Here is a 15,175-nt window from a genome sequence, read left to right on the forward strand (position 1 = left end):
GAAGACTAATAATGCCTCTCGAGTAAAACCGCTTCCAAACGATCGCTAATGCGGCTGGGGACTTGTCGTTTGACCTCGTGTACTGCTTCACCAATCGCGTTGACGACTGCAGACACATCAGCACTTCCATGACTTTTAATGACAATGCCGCGCAATCCTAACAAACTTGCGCCGTTATACTGGTCGGGGTTCAAGGTTTTTAATTCAGTAAATAGCTCAGAAAACAACATTCTGGCTATCCAACCCTTTATTGTTGAAGCCATCATGCGCGTTTTTAGCTTATCAATAAAGAGCTGAGCTGTACCTTCGCACGTTTTTAAGCAGACATTGCCCACAAAACCATCACATACGACGACATCAGCAGCATCTTGAAGTAATTGATTACCTTCAATATAGCCTATGAAGTTCACAGACTGAGTATTCGACAACATTTCAGCGCATCGTTTTACAAGGTCATTGCCTTTGATTTCTTCTGCACCGATATTCAAGATAGCGACACGTGGAGCGCGACCTAAATGTTGTTCCGCTAATGCACTGCCCATCACGGCAAACTGAAAGAGTGAATCGGCATCACTAGAAACGTTCGCCCCTAAATCAAGCATCCATGTGCGATCCCCTGATGCAGTAGGCAAAGCTGAAACCAATGCAGGCCTATCAATACCAGGAAGGAGTTTGAGTCGGAAACGGGACAAAGCCATCAGTGCGCCAGTGTTACCACCACTCACACAAGCATCAGCCTGTGATTCGGCAACCAGATCGATAGCGGCACGCATAGAACTGCCCTGGCTATTACGTAAGGCTAGTGAAGGTTTTTCAGAATTGGAAATAACTCGGTCACAATGCTGGATACTCAAGCGAGAATCAGGCATTCGACCTAATGAAGATAATTGAGATGTGATCGCGTTTCGATCACCTATGAGAATGACTTTTAGCTCTGGGAAATACGACAGTGCCTGCACGGCGGCAGGCACTGTTACACGAGGACCGAAGTCCCCGCCCATTGCATCAAGCGCAACGGTTAGATTTTGCAAAGGTCAACCTTACTTGTTGATAACCTTTTTGCCGCGGTAGAAACCTTCGGCAGTCACGTTGTGACGTAGGTGAGTTTCACCTGAAGTTGCGTCTACAGAAAGTGCAGCTGTAGTTAGTGCATCGTGTGAACGACGCATGCCACGCATTGAACGTGATTTCTTGCTCTTTTGTACGGCCATTGACCCTACTCCTATGTAAATTCTTAAAGAAGCTGTTACTTCTTCAAGCTTTTTAAAACATCAAATGGATTCGGCTTTTTATCTTCCTCAATTTCTTCAGGAAGTTCGCCAAACACCAAATTATTTGAGTTAACGCTACAGTCCGCATCGTCGTGCATTGCTATTTGTGGCAATCCAAGGATGAACTCGTCTTCAACTAATTGAATCAGGTCTAACTCACCGTACTCGTTCAGATCTACCAAATCGTACTCTTCCGGTGCTTCCTCTTCACTTTTCTCGCTGTAAACAGGAGTATAAGTAAATTGGACATCGCACTCATGTGCGAAAACCTCATTACAACGTTGACACTCTAAATCGACTTCGACGTTAGCTTTACCAGAGATAACGACTAATCGTTGTTCATCAAGCCCAAATGACATTGAGACTTGCGCGTCACGTTTTACGCCTTCAGTTGCTTCAGTTAAACGCTTTAAAAGACTGACTTGAATGATGCCATTCATATCCAGTCGTTTTTGAGCCGTTCTTGCCGGATCAACTGTACGCGGTATTTTTTCCTTTTGCATAGGGCGCGAATCTTATCTTCCAAATCATGTTTAGTCAAAGGAAATGGCAAAAAAAATGTACTTTCCTGCCTTTCCTATTCAGAGCATTATGAATAGCAGGACAAGTTACGTTATCCTGAGATAAATGCTTCCTTGAATTGTAAATTAAAATGAGAAATTACCAACTAGTTTTAGCCTCTACATCACCATTTAGGCAAGAGATCCTCAAAAAACTACAGTTAAGCTTCATTACTGCTAAACCAGACTGCGATGAAACGCCGCTTTCAAATGAGACACCTCAACAGTTAGTTATGCGCCTTGCCGAGACAAAAGCTAAGTCCTGCGTGGTAGAACAACCAAGCTTAGTGATTGGTTCTGATCAGGTCTGTGTGATCGATGGAGAGATCATTGGTAAGCCACACACTCGTGAAAAAGCAATTGAGCAGTTATCTCGTCAAAGCGGTAAAAGCATCACTTTCTATACTGGTCTTTCGGTTTGGAACAGCGAGACCAACAAAGCTGACACGCGTCTCGACACCTTCATCGTGCATTTCCGTGATTTAACCAAGCAACAGATCATCTCTTACGTTGAGAAAGAGCAGCCTTATTACTGCGCGGGCAGTTTTATGTGTGAAGGGTTAGGTATTGCGTTATTTAAGCAGATGGAAGGCAAAGATCCGAACACCCTAATCGGTCTACCCCTTATCGATTTAGTGGATATGTTAGATGCCCAAGGAATGAGTGTGCTTTAACTGGCGCTTATCACACTTACAGAAATTCCCTACTCCTTCCTTCGTCAGTCTAGGGAATGACGGAAACTAGTTACAGTCCTGAGGGCTTCTCGTTATTTGGTCATTGGTAATTCAATGTGTCGTCATCCTCAAGAGCGAGGAACGAACGAGTTGGGGATCTTCTACAGTAGGCACAAACAAAAAAGGTTGACGATATTCGTCAACCTTAATCATTTTCAGATAGCTGATACTCAATCCTGAAAGGGTTTTTCCTTTCGTATCTCGTATCTCGTATCTCGTATCTTCTTAGATCTTACGCAATCCGGTCAGTGCTTTTTCAAGTCTCGCTTCCATTGGGGCAGAGATATCCATCTTCTCTTCGCTACCTGGGTGCGTGAACTTAATGTTTGCTGCGTGTAGGAACAAACGATCCAAACCAACCTTACCCGTGTAAGCATCAAAACGACGATCACCGTAGCGATCATCCCAAGCAATTGGGTGGCCAGTATATTGAGTATGTACACGGATTTGGTGTGTACGACCCGTAATTGGACTTGCTTGAACTAACGTCGCATCTTTGAATTTTTCTAAAACTCTAAAGCGCGTCTCAGAGGCTTTACCGTTCGGGTTCACACGAACAATACTGTTCACTTCATTTTTCAACAATGGAGCGTTAACAACCTTACAGCTGTTCTTCCATTCGCCCATGACTAAAGCGAAGTAATATTTTTGAACCGTTTTTTCACGGAACTGTGCTTGAAGGTGTCTTAGCGCCGAGCGCTTCTTAGCAACAAGCAGAATGCCAGATGTATCTCTATCGATACGATGCACTAACTCTAGAAAACGAGCATCAGGACGAAGTGCACGCAATGCTTCGATTGCGCCAAACTTCAGCCCACTGCCACCATGAACAGCAGTGCCCGAAGGTTTGTTCAGAATCAGCATGTGATCATCTTCGTAAATGATGCACTGTTCTAATTCTGAAACCTTGTTGAGTTTCGTGCTTGGCACGTTCTCTTCGGTTTTCTCTTCAATCGTGACTGGCGGGATACGAACTAAATCACCAGCTTTTAGTTTGTACTCTGCCTTGATGCGTTTTTTATTTACGCGGACTTCGCCTTTACGCACGATTCGGTAAATCATGCTTTTCGGGATATTTTTTAATTGGTTGCGTAAGAAGTTATCAATACGCTGACCAGCCATATCTTCGTCAATGTCGACAAATTGGACTTGGGTTCTAATTTCGCTCATTAGGCTATTGTATCACTGTCACTTTTGATAATTGAGATTTTCTTAGCTCGATTCCGAACTTATTTATCCATAATCCCTACCGTTCTATCCTCAAATGCTCGTTGAAATTCTATATTTCTTTGATTCTTCGAACAAAAAAGCACCAAGATTCCTGCAAATTAAAATATCAATTGATAAATTATTTATAGACAGTGAGTTAGAGCTATCAAAACCCAAACAAAAACTGTTTTTTTTACAGCATTCCGACAAAGCAGATTGCTGTGTTTACCGACCGCTGCTATAGTTCACAGCTGCTATCAGTGGTTTGACTATTATTTAAACAGCTAACCATTCATAAGCAAGTAAATGAGTAGATAACTCAGATTAGACAGTGCTGCAATCGGCGTAAGACACGATCAACTGAGTCCCTTATCGCTCTACTCACGTACGCTCATGTTGAGTATTCACCGCCACATCGCGGATCATAGGCTAACTCCCTATGATGACTGACGTGCCCCAGAGCATCCCTCTCCAGCCGGGAGGCTGCACCGATAAAGCCATGGGATCTGGCACCATGAGAAACGAAATAAAGCGATAAGAACAATGATGAAAATAAGAAAAGACAATGAGAATTTCTAAATGAAAAGAATGTTAATTAACGCAACTCAAAAAGAAGAGTTGCGTGTCGCTTTGGTTGATGGCCAGCGACTGTTCGATCTAGATATCGAAAGTCCAGGTCACGAGTCAAAAAAAGCGAATATCTACAAAGGACGTATTACCCGTATTGAGCCAAGCCTAGAAGCGGCATTTGTTGATTACGGCGCAGAACGTCACGGTTTCCTCCCTCTTAAAGAAATTGCCCGCGAATACTTCCCTGAAGGTTATACATACCAAGGCCGTCCTAGCATTAAAGAAGTGCTAAAAGAAGGCCAAGAAGTAATCGTACAAGTAGAGAAAGAAGAACGTGGTAGCAAAGGTGCTGCACTGACAACTTTCATCTCTTTGGCGGGTAGCTACTTAGTTCTTATGCCTAATAACCCTCGTGCTGGCGGTATTTCTCGTCGTATCGAAGGTGATGAGCGCACTCAACTGAAAGCAGCATTAAGCACTCTTGAGCTTCCTCAAGGTATGGGCTTAATCGTGCGTACAGCAGGTGTTGGCAAAAGTGCAGAAGAGTTAGAGTGGGACCTGAATGTTCTATTGAATCACTGGGGCGCTATCAAGCAAGCTTCTGATTCGAATGCAGCTCCTTTCCTTATTCACCAAGAAAGTAACGTTATCGTTCGCGCGATTCGTGACTACCTACGTCGTGACATCGGCGAGATTCTAATCGACAGCAATACTATTTTTGAACGTGCACAAGCGCACATTCAATTAATACGCCCAGATTTCATGAATCGCGTTAAGAAATACGATGGTGAAGTGCCACTATTCAGCCATTACCAGATTGAAAGCCAGATCGAATCTGCTTTCCAACGTGAAGTTCGTCTTCCATCTGGTGGTTCTATCGTAATCGACCCAACAGAAGCTCTGACTTCTATCGATATCAACTCTGCTCGTGCAACAAAGGGCGGCGATATCGAAGAAACAGCACTTAACACTAACCTAGAAGCAGCCGATGAAATTGCACGTCAATTACGTCTACGTGATCTAGGTGGTCTTGTTGTTATCGACTTTATCGATATGACCCCGGTTCGCCACCAACGCGAAGTAGAAAGCCGTCTACGTGATGCTGTTCGTTTAGATCGCGCACGTGTTCAGATTGGTCGTATTTCTCGCTTTGGTCTTCTAGAGATGTCTCGTCAACGTTTGAGCCCATCACTAGCTGAAGCAAGTCACCACATTTGTCCTCGTTGTACAGGTACTGGTGTTGTTCGTGATAACGAATCTCTAGCACTATCTGTTCTACGTCTGATCGAAGAAGAAGCTCTAAAAGACAACACTGCGCAAGTTCTTGCTGTAGTCCCTGTTCCTATCGCTTCTTACCTATTGAACGAGAAACGTCGCTCAGTAAACCACATCGAGAAGAACCAAGAAGTTAAGATCACTGTTGTTCCTAACTCTGACATGGAAACGCCACATTTTGAGGTTATCCGTGTACGTGAAGGTGAAGAGTTCGATCTACTGTCTTACCTACTGCCTAACAAGCTAGAAGCTCTAAAAGAAGCGGAAAGCAAAGAACCAGCAGAACAGACTATTCGTCCTAAGAAGATCGAAGAGCCAGCTCTGAAAGGTTTCGCCGCTCCAGCTCAATCAGCACCGACTCCTGCTCCAGCCCCTAAAGCTGTTGAAGAGAAGAAAGTTGAACCAGCTGCAGCAACGCAAGAACCAGGTCTAATTGGTCGTTTCTTCAAAGCTATCGGTAGCTTCTTATTCGGCTCTTCAACTCAAGAAGAGAAGAAAGAAGAAGAGAAGAAAGAAGAAGAAAAACCTAAGAACAATCGCAACAACGGCAACCGTCAACGCCGTGATCGTAACGATAACCGTCGTCGCAACCAACGTGGTGAGCGTGGTGACAATCGTAACGAAAACCGTGACAACAAACGCCGTCGTAAGCCAGCTCGTGACGAGAAACCTGAAGAGCAGAAAGAAGCAGCTCCACAGCAGAATCGTCAACCTCGCAAGCCTAAGCAAGATCGTCGCAACAAGCCACGTGATGAGCAGAAGCAACGCGAAGAGCAAGCACCTTCTAAACTAGCAGAAGAAGGCCTACAGCTAGCGGCAGAAGCTCAAGCTGATAAGCCAGAAGCGCCTAAGGCTAAGCCTGAAGCGAAAGCAGCTAAGATCAAAGAGCGCCGTCAACGTCGTAAACTGAACAAGCAAGTTCGTGTTAAAGACCAACAAGCTCAAGCTGAAGACAACGCGTCAAAAGAACAGGCTGTTGCAAAAGAACAATCATTCGCTCAAGAGCAAAGAGTTGCGGAACAAGTAGAAGCAACTCAAGCAAATGCTGAGCAAACTGAACAGGAAGAGCCGAAGCAACGTCGTAACCGTCGTTCTCCACGTCACCTACGTGCAAGTGGTCAACGTCGTCGTCGCGGTCGTGATCGTCGCCCTAACCCATTCCGCCTACGTAAAGGTGGTGTAGCTTCTCCAGAGATGGCTATGGGTAAAGTGATGCCTCGCTTCATTCCGAAACCCCACCACAAACAGGCAAAACCTGAAGTGGCTGAAGTTCAAGTAGCAGTTGAAGCTCAAGTTTCTGTTAAAGAACAAGAGCAAAACGTAGCTCAAGAGACGGCTCCACAAAGCAACGTAGCAATGGCAGGCGGCTTTGCGTGTCCTGAACTGGCTATGGGCAAAGTGATTATCCGTCGCGAAGAAGCTGCTGTTGAAGCTCAAGTAGCTGAGACTCCTGCTGTAGTTGAAGAAGCTCCAGTTGTTGAAGCACAAAAAGTTGAAACGCCTAAAGCTGAAAGTGTGGAAGTTGAACAAGCTCCGGTTGAAGCTGTGAAAGCAGAAGAAGCCGTGGTTGAAGCACCAGTTGTTGAAACTGCTGTCGTTGAACCAACAAAAGCAGTTGAAGCGCCTAAAGCTGAAAGTGTGAAAGTTGAAGAAGCTCCTGTGGTAGAAGCACCAGCTTCAGAAGCAGCACCAAAAGCGGCAGTTGCTAAGAAACAAGCGGGTTCGCCAATGACTAAAGCTCCTGGTCCTCAAGAGATCAAAGAGATTGAAGTTGTTGCTGCTCCATTCCGTACTGAGCGTTTTGTACCGAAAGGTGCTGGCAGTCAAGCAGCGTCAAACAAAGCTGGCGCAGGCATGACTAAGCCAAACTACTAGCGTTTACTGCTAAGTAATCACTAGAAAATCGAATCAAAGGCTGCTTATTAAAGCAGCCTTTTTCATATCTGCTAATCGAATAAAAATTAATAGATATATTACTCAAAGTTAGGTTCAACCTTGAACTTAATCACATTTTTGGGTAGCATTCGCGCACTTGTCTTTTCGACACTTAGCTATTGCCGCTCTTTTCAATCACCGTTTGGCTACGCAATACACTCGTGTCGGGTAAATCCATCTAAAGCATAGCTGAGCAAACATGTTCGAATTCCCACAATTTTCAAAGCACTCTGTAAAGAATGATGTGCTTTCAGGTCTTACAGTAGCCCTAGCTCTGGTACCTGAAGCCGTAGCATTCGCCTTTGTTGCAGGCGTTGACCCAATGGTTGGTCTGTACGCAGCATTCATCGTAGGTTTAATTACTTCTGTCTTCGGCGGTCGTCCAGGTATGATTTCTGGTGCAACTGGCGCAATGGCTGTTGTAATGGTGAGCCTAGTAGCAACCCATGGCGTTCAATACCTATTTGCGGCAGTTATGCTAGCCGGCCTTCTGCAAATTGCAGCGGGTGTATTTAAGCTAGGTAAATTCATCCGTATCGTTCCGCACCCAGTAATGATTGGTTTCGTGAACGGTTTAGCAATCGTTATCTTCTTAGCGCAGCTTGGACAATTTAAGGCACCAGACGTAACAGGTGCACTAACTTGGTTACCAAGTGGTCAAATGACACTGATGTTAGGTCTTGTAGCATTGACTATGGCTATCATCCACTTCCTACCTAAGCTAACAACAGCAGTACCATCGTCATTGGTTGCTATTGTTACGGTAACGGCTTTGGTTGTTGGCCTTGATCTAGAAACTCGTACTGTTGTTGATTTCTTACGCACCATGTCTGGTGACGAAGCAGCAACACTAGCGGGCTCTCTACCAACATTCTCTATTCCAGCAGTACCGTTTAGCCTAGAAACGCTATACATCATCCTGCCTTACGCAGTGATTCTGGCAGCGATTGGTCTAATCGAATCACTACTGACGCTAACCGTACTAGACGAAATGACAAACACTCGTGGTCAATCTAACCGTGAATGTGTTGGTCAAGGTATGGCGAACGTGACGTGTTCAGTATTTGGTGCGATGGGTGGTTGTGCGATGATCGGTCAATCGATGATCAACGTAAACTCAGGTGGTCGTGGTCGTCTTTCTGGTATCGTTGCTGCCGTTGCACTACTGATGTTCATTCTATTCGGCTCTGCACTTATCGAAATGATTCCTCTAGCAGCGCTAGTGGGTGTAATGTTCATGGTTGTAATTGGTACATTCGAATGGGCAACCTTCAAGCTTGCACGTCGCGTACCTAAGCAAGACTTCTTCGTTATCGTTCTTGTTACCGTTGTAACTGTAATGACTGACCTAGCGGTTGCTGTATTTGTGGGTGTAATTGCATCTGCACTGATGTTTGCATGGCAACATGCTAAGCATATCTACGCAGACACATCAGTAAACGAAAAAGGCTCTAAAGAGTACAAAGTTAACGGCCCGATCTTCTTTGGTTCAACGGCTAACTTCCTAGAGTTGTTTGACGCATACAACGATCCACAAGATGTTATCGTTGATTTCGCAAACTCACGTGTTACTGACCACTCAGCTATTGAAGCGATTGATACCATTGCAGAGCGTTACGCAGCACTAGGTAAAACGCTTCACCTTCGCCACCTAAGCCAAGACTGTGTTGCTATGCTGCACAAAGCTGGTAGCTTAGTTGAAGCGAACGTAGCAGAAGACCCAATCTACAAAGTAATGTCTAAGTAATCTTAGTCAGAGCTTAAAGCTAGATTTAAAAGGCCTACATTAAATGTCGGCCTTTTTTATACGTCATCTTTAGTCACTAGCCAGCAAAGCACTGAACACTAAACATAGATTCGATGTCAAATAGACCTCAATATCGCTTCGCTTGACTCTTCGATTAAGTCCAAGACCAGCTCAAATCCATCACCCTCTCCATAATATGGATCCGGAACCTCTTGATAGTCCAATTCTCCGAAACTCAAAAATAACGCAAGCTTGTATTGCAGGTGCGCAGGGCACTGACTCATTAAGTCTTCTAAATTCGCCTTATCTGCCGCGAGTATCAGGTCAAACTCTTCGAAGTCATTCGCGACCACTTTACGAGAAGTAATTCCCTTGAAACTGTAGCCTCGCTTCTCGCCTGCCGCCTTTGAGCGCGAATCCGGTGGGTTTCCTTGATGGAAGCCAATCGTCCCTGCAGAGTCGACAACAACATCAATATCCAGCTGTTGCGATTTCTTTCTGAGTACCGCCTCACCTGTTGGCGAGCGACAAATATTCCCCATGCAAACCACGAGTATCTTTTTCATCCGTAATCACCTGTTCTTCCGATGGTTTTTGCTATCGTTAAGTTAGGCTATGATAGGCGCAATCACAACTGAAAAGGATTTGTTATGTCGACCGAAGACAACAAAGAACAACGTCATAAAGCAAGACAACAGAAAGTAAAAGAACAAGTCGATGCACGTGTGGCCGCAGCACAAGAAGTTAAAGGCCTACTATTGGTGATCACGGGGAACGGTAAAGGTAAATCAACATCAGGTTTCGGCACCATTACTCGCGCTGTGGGTCACGGTAAGAAATGTGCCGTTGCTCAGTTTGTTAAAGGCACTTGGGATAACGGCGAAAAGAACGTTCTGCAAAAGCTCGACGTCGAGTTCCAAGTCATGGGCACAGGCTTTACTTGGGAAACTCAGAACAAAGCGCAAGATATTGAAGCTGCACAACGTGTATGGAAAGAGTGTCAACGCATGCTGGCTGACGAGTCGATTGACGTGATTCTGTTTGATGAACTGACTTACATGGTGAGCTACGGTTACATCGAACTCGATGAAGTGGTTGAGGCGTTGAATAACCGTCCGAAGATGCAGTCTGTAATCATTACAGGCCGTGGCGCGCACCGTACCCTTACTGAGATGGCAGATACCGTATCTGAAGTTCGTAACGTGAAACACGCTTTTGAATCTGGTGTTAAAGCGCTACAAGGCGTTGACTGGTAATCGCATTTAACCAGAGACCCCGACTCGGTCATTCTTCCCTCTCGAGGGTGACGACCATGAGGCCGTTACGCTCTTGAACAAACGACGACGGCCTATCGTTATTCCCTAGAACGAAATACAAATGTCATAGGGAATCTCCCAGGTATTATCGAAGCCAAAATAAAAAGCGCCATTCCTACAACAGGAATGGCGCTTTATTCATTTTTAAATGAGATGAAGATTAGTTAAACAAACCTTTTAGTAAGCCGTTTACTGCGTCTCTTGTTTTCTCATCTTTGATCTTGTCACCGTACTTTTCGTCTAGCTTTTCTAAACCACGATCAATTTCTTTCTGTGCTTTCTGTTTCAACACATCATCAAAGACAAGCGCGAATTTTGGTTCAGCCCACTGACCAGTAATCTTAATTGGGATCGTCACGTCTTTCAGGTCATCAATGCTCTTACCGCCCTGGCCTTCTAACGAACCAACAATCGACGTTCTTACTAGGAAATCTACGGTTTCATTAATGAAGTTCGCTTTACCTTGGCCAGTAACACGCAATAGTGGCGACTGTGCCGACAAATCGTTGGTTGAAACCCAACCTTTGTCGACCTTCAGCGTCGCTTTCATTGCACTGAAGTCTGTTTTTTGAGCTTCATTTGTGCTTTCAACTTTCTCGCCTTTGATCTTCGCGTAATTCTCACGAATCAATTGCGCAACGTTGATACCGTTAACCGCACCATCTTCAAAGTTAATCGCGATAGTACCAACTAGGTTCTTCTTAATACCCGTCGGAGTCAGGCTCTTACCTTTCACGTTAACATCGATATTACCGGTGCCTTCCAGCATATCGTTGTCTGCAACATCAACCAGTAACGGCTGAACTTTCACACCTTTGATTTTCTTCTTAGCTGTGTAAGTTGCTGGTGTTTTACGTGCATCTAACTTAGCTGTCGCAGAAATAGAGCCTTGGTAAAGGTTCGATGTGAATGAGGTAAGTTCTGCGATACCGCGGTTAACCGAGAATGCTGTTTTAACATTCTGCATTTTCGCATTGCTCGCCTTGAACTTATCAATCGTGATATCACCTTTAACGTCTAACGTTTTCAGTGCCGACAGATCAGGTTCTACTTCTTTCGCAGGTGCAGAGCTACCTGAGTTTGACGCTGAACCACCAGCAGACTCAGAAGGAGACGTGCTCGCCGTTTCTGTTGTGTTACCTAGACCTAAGAACTCATCAAGGTCGATGTTCGGGCTATGAAGAGAGAAACGAACCTTTGGAATTTCAGACAGGGTGACATCGGCTTTACCATCTAGCGCGATAGAGTTTGCTTGTAGCTTCTCTAACACGAAGCTCAAGTGGCTCTTAGTTAGGTCAAAGCTCAAATCAGACAACATATCCACTTTCATTGGTGATTGCGGAAGCGTGTCACCTTTGAATGTTGAGTCTAGCGTTAGCTTGTTCAGTGTCACTTTTGAAATCGCGCTATCGACAGTTAACTCACCGCCACCTTTCAGGTCTAGGTCAAGACCCGCGGCTTTACCTACCACTGCGTAAGTCAGTTGGTTTACCTTATCGAACTCAAACGTATCCAGGCCAATCTTCGCAGAGTCAATCGACGTTGCTGGATCATTGAATTTCGCATTGAGGTCAATATTGCGTAGAGCGTAACTTGCGAAACCTTCCGCGAGTTTAAATTCAGCACTGCCGTTTGCAGAGAATTTCTGTTGATTGTTTTCACCATAAGCAGCGAAGGTTGCCGTTGTCCATGTATCCACAGCGAACTCAGATAAGTTCAAAGACACATCGTACAACTTAGTGAATGAACCCGCTTGCTTGTCGTCCATTTCAAACAGTGCGTTTGATACAGTGACACCTGCAAGGTTAATCGTCCAACCAGATGCTTCCGTCGCGCTTTGTTCTTGAGGTGCTGGAGCTGATTCAGGGTTTGTGTCTGCAGCAGCAGTCTCAGACTCTTGAGGCGCTGACGCTTGTGTTAACGCATCGATGTTCTTACGGCCATCTTTAAGCGTTTCTAAATAGAACTCTGCACCGTCTAGAGTGATGTTGCCGATCTCTAGTTGGTTGCTAAATAGCGGAGTAACCGATACATCAACACCAACGGTATCAACCTTGAATAGGTTCGGTTGGGTGAACCCTTCTGGGTTACGTAATTCAGTTTGACCAAGTTCAAAGCCAATAGATGGGAAGAATTGCCAGCTGATATCGCCCTCAATCACTAGCTCTAGGCCTGTGTGTTTCTGGGCTTGTTCGACAATTAATGGCTTAAATTGGTTGGGATTCACTAACAGCACTAGTGCCAGAACTGCTGCAATAACAACAAACACTGGTACAGCTATGAAAATGAGTAGTTTCTTCATCCGCATATTCCTTGCTTAGATTCCAAAAGAAAGTGGCACTATAAAAGTGCCACTGATTCGGTAAAAAATAAAGCTAAGTGAGTCACTTAGGGAAATTTTTATTCGATTAAGACTTCAACAACTTCGCAATGTGCGCTTTTAGCACATCAATCGCAATACGGTTTTTACCACCACGAGGAACGATGATGTCTGCATGTTGTTTTGAAGGCTCGATAAACTGCATGAACATTGGACGTACAGTTTCTTGGTATTGCTTAAGTACAGTGTCCATTGTACGACCACGCTCTTCCACATCACGCTTAACACGGCGTAGTAGACAGATGTCTAACGGTGTATCCATAAACACACTTGCGTGCATTAGTTTACGAAGACGCGGGTCTGTAAGAAGCAGAATACCTTCTAAAATGATCACTTTCTTAGGAGTAAGTGTAGTCGTTTCAGAAGTACGTGTGTGCTCTGTGTAGCTGTATTCAGGAACTTCTACGGCATTGCCACTCATTAGCTGCTGTAGATGTTCACATAAAAGGTCATGATCTAGTGCATTTGGGTGATCGTAGTTAGTTTTAACTCGCTCTTCCATACTCAAGTGGCTTTGGTCGCTGTAATAGCAATCTTCCGTGATAACACCAATTTGATGGTCGCCTACTTTTTCGCGCAGCTCATTATAAATCGTACTAGCAATCAGACTTTTTCCTGAAGCTGAAGCGCCAGCGATACCTACGATGACACATTGATTATTATCAGACATTATTTTGCACCCGATATGGTTTGGTGGTGGGAATAGATAAACCGCCTGATTATAGGGGCTAAAGCACATAGATTCTAGTCGCCATTTTAGCTAATTGCAGTCAAATTGATGATCTCAATACATTTACTTAAGACAATCGTTTGCTTTCAAATAACTTGCCTACAACTATTTGCACAAGCCCAATGGATATTGATTTAAATCCACCGCTGTTTATCTAATCCAAACAATATTTAAACGACTTTGTGATTAACTTGCGTTATTCAACTATAGGTTCGCTATTCAACCATTGAGAAGTTAATCGCTTCCGGCCTTGCTTTACCCGTCCAGAACATTTTCGCAGCCACATTCTCTGCAAGCTCTAAATAGTGACGAGTATGTTCGCTATCTGGTCGACGAACGACTGTCGGGCAACCAGCATCGATGTCTTCACGAACATCAATGTGTAGTGGAATTTGCGCTAAGATATCGAGGTAAAACTCTTCTGACATCGCTTCTGCACCACCCGCACCAAAGATATGCTCTTTCTCACCACAGTGACTACAGATATGGTAGCTCATGTTTTCAACTAAGCCCGCAACTGGCACGCTCACTTTATCAAACATCGCGACACCTTTACGTGCGTCTGCTAATGCTAAATCTTGAGGTGTAGTCACCACTACCGCGCCTGTTACTGGAATTTGCTGAGATAGAGTTAACTGAATATCACCCGTGCCCGGTGGCATGTCGATAACTAGGTAATCCAACTCTGGCCATACGGTTTCGTTAACAAGCTGACCTAAAGCCTTGGCCGCCATTGGGCCACGCCAAATTGCAGCATCATCTTTCGAAACAAGGTAACCAATAGAGTGCGTGAAAATGCCGTGCGCTTCGATTGGCATCATCCACTTATTGTTTTGCACTTCTGGCTTCGCATCTAACTGTCCTAGCATCATGGGAACCGATGGGCCGTAGATGTCCGCATCCAATAAACCGACTTTTGAACCTGACTTAGATAAAGCCAGCGCAAGGTTAACTGAAGTCGTTGATTTGCCCACCCCGCCCTTGGCAGAAGTGACAGCAATAATATTCTTCACGCCTTTAAGTGGCGTTGATACCGTCGTTTCAAGAGCCGATGGCTTGACCTTCACTTCAAATTGAAAAGCACTCACAAGCTTTTGTTCAATCTGAGCGTTAATCCAATTTTCTAGGTCAACAGCAAGCTGATTCGCTGCGAAAGGCAAAGTAATAACAAACGATCCACGAGGATCAACTGAGACAATGTTTTGGTGTAGCGCCCACTCTGGGATGAGGATTGGTGACTCAAACTCATTCAACCATGAACAGAAATCTTGCTTCGAAGTAAAGTTACGCATTGGGGCTCCTTTTTTTATTTATGCTATCACCCACGAGATGAAGACTGAACCCCTAAAAAACTAGGGGAATCCTTTGTCTGATACCTTGGCGTATCACACGTTATAAAGTAGTATTACCAATCAAATTTATACCTATCAAAAAAGCGAATTATTAAG

The 15,175-nt window shown here is 44.6% G+C and carries 12 protein-coding genes; 4 read left to right on the forward strand and 8 right to left on the reverse strand.

Translation table 11 applies throughout. The features are described 5' to 3' along the window. Nucleotides 1-5 precede the first annotated feature (5 nt). From plsX to yceD, 3 genes are read right to left on the reverse strand one after another with little or no spacing between them, the layout of a single operon-like run. Nucleotides 6-1,031: a phosphate acyltransferase PlsX gene (gene plsX / locus L1D22_RS14015; RefSeq protein WP_239830246.1), complete on the reverse strand. Its 1,026-nt coding sequence runs from the start codon at nucleotides 1,029-1,031 to the stop codon at nucleotides 6-8. A gap of 9 nt (nucleotides 1,032-1,040) precedes the next feature. Beyond that, complete coding sequence (gene rpmF, locus L1D22_RS14020; protein WP_004737376.1) at nucleotides 1,041-1,211, reverse strand: 50S ribosomal protein L32; 171 nt, start codon at nucleotides 1,209-1,211, stop codon at nucleotides 1,041-1,043. A 35-nt stretch (nucleotides 1,212-1,246) separates the two neighbouring features. Then, the gene (gene yceD / locus L1D22_RS14025) at nucleotides 1,247-1,774 is read right to left on the reverse strand and encodes a 23S rRNA accumulation protein YceD (protein WP_017630536.1); all 528 of its coding nucleotides are present in this window, start codon (nucleotides 1,772-1,774) and stop codon (nucleotides 1,247-1,249) included. Nucleotides 1,775-1,923: 149 nt separating this feature from the next. Here yceD and L1D22_RS14030 point away from each other — a divergent pair, with 149 nt between their 5' ends. Continuing rightward, nucleotides 1,924-2,505 carry a nucleoside triphosphate pyrophosphatase gene (locus L1D22_RS14030; RefSeq protein WP_239830247.1) on the forward strand — a complete coding sequence of 194 codons (582 nt, stop codon included), beginning with the start codon at nucleotides 1,924-1,926 and terminating at the stop codon, nucleotides 2,503-2,505. Between the two features lie 285 nt (nucleotides 2,506-2,790). On the opposite strand, the gene rluC is transcribed toward L1D22_RS14030, so the two are convergent. Beyond that, entirely contained in the window at nucleotides 2,791-3,735 is a 945-nt protein-coding gene (gene rluC, locus L1D22_RS14035; RefSeq protein ID WP_048659718.1) for a 23S rRNA pseudouridine(955/2504/2580) synthase RluC, read from the reverse strand. Between the two features lie 618 nt (nucleotides 3,736-4,353). Between rluC and rne the strand changes: the two genes are divergently transcribed. Both rne and L1D22_RS14045 read left to right on the forward strand, forming a co-directional pair. Continuing rightward, on the forward strand, nucleotides 4,354-7,494 hold the full coding sequence (gene rne / locus L1D22_RS14040) for a ribonuclease E (protein ID WP_239830248.1): 3,141 nt from the start codon (nucleotides 4,354-4,356) through the stop codon (nucleotides 7,492-7,494). A 259-nt stretch (nucleotides 7,495-7,753) separates the two neighbouring features. Beyond that, a complete protein-coding gene (locus L1D22_RS14045; RefSeq protein WP_239830249.1) occupies nucleotides 7,754-9,301 on the forward strand; it encodes a SulP family inorganic anion transporter in 1,548 nt (515 codons plus the stop codon). Between the two features lie 116 nt (nucleotides 9,302-9,417). Here L1D22_RS14045 and L1D22_RS14050 read toward each other — a convergent pair whose 3' ends face one another. Beyond that, nucleotides 9,418-9,867, reverse strand: coding sequence for a low molecular weight protein-tyrosine-phosphatase (locus tag L1D22_RS14050; protein WP_239830250.1), 450 nt, complete (start codon nucleotides 9,865-9,867; stop codon nucleotides 9,418-9,420). An 84-nt stretch (nucleotides 9,868-9,951) separates the two neighbouring features. Between L1D22_RS14050 and cobO the strand changes: the two genes are divergently transcribed. Then, nucleotides 9,952-10,557, forward strand: a complete 606-nt coding sequence (cobO, locus tag L1D22_RS14055) for a cob(I)yrinic acid a,c-diamide adenosyltransferase (protein WP_017054977.1) — start codon at nucleotides 9,952-9,954, stop codon at nucleotides 10,555-10,557. Between the two features lie 220 nt (nucleotides 10,558-10,777). Here cobO and L1D22_RS14060 read toward each other — a convergent pair whose 3' ends face one another. The 3 genes from L1D22_RS14060 to apbC all read right to left on the reverse strand — a co-directional run bounded on the left by L1D22_RS14060 (nucleotide 10,778) and on the right by apbC (nucleotide 15,019). Continuing rightward, complete coding sequence (locus L1D22_RS14060) at nucleotides 10,778-12,919, reverse strand: AsmA family protein (protein ID WP_239830251.1); 2,142 nt, start codon at nucleotides 12,917-12,919, stop codon at nucleotides 10,778-10,780. A gap of 106 nt (nucleotides 12,920-13,025) precedes the next feature. Beyond that, a complete protein-coding gene (udk, locus tag L1D22_RS14065; RefSeq protein ID WP_004734002.1) occupies nucleotides 13,026-13,667 on the reverse strand; it encodes a uridine kinase in 642 nt (213 codons plus the stop codon). A gap of 275 nt (nucleotides 13,668-13,942) precedes the next feature. Continuing rightward, on the reverse strand, nucleotides 13,943-15,019 hold the full coding sequence (apbC, locus tag L1D22_RS14070) for an iron-sulfur cluster carrier protein ApbC (protein WP_105057408.1): 1,077 nt from the start codon (nucleotides 15,017-15,019) through the stop codon (nucleotides 13,943-13,945). Between the last annotated feature and the right edge of the window lie 156 nt (nucleotides 15,020-15,175).

This window comes from Vibrio sp. Isolate34, assembly GCF_022397915.1.
In the GTDB taxonomy this organism is placed as follows: domain Bacteria; phylum Pseudomonadota; class Gammaproteobacteria; order Enterobacterales; family Vibrionaceae; genus Vibrio.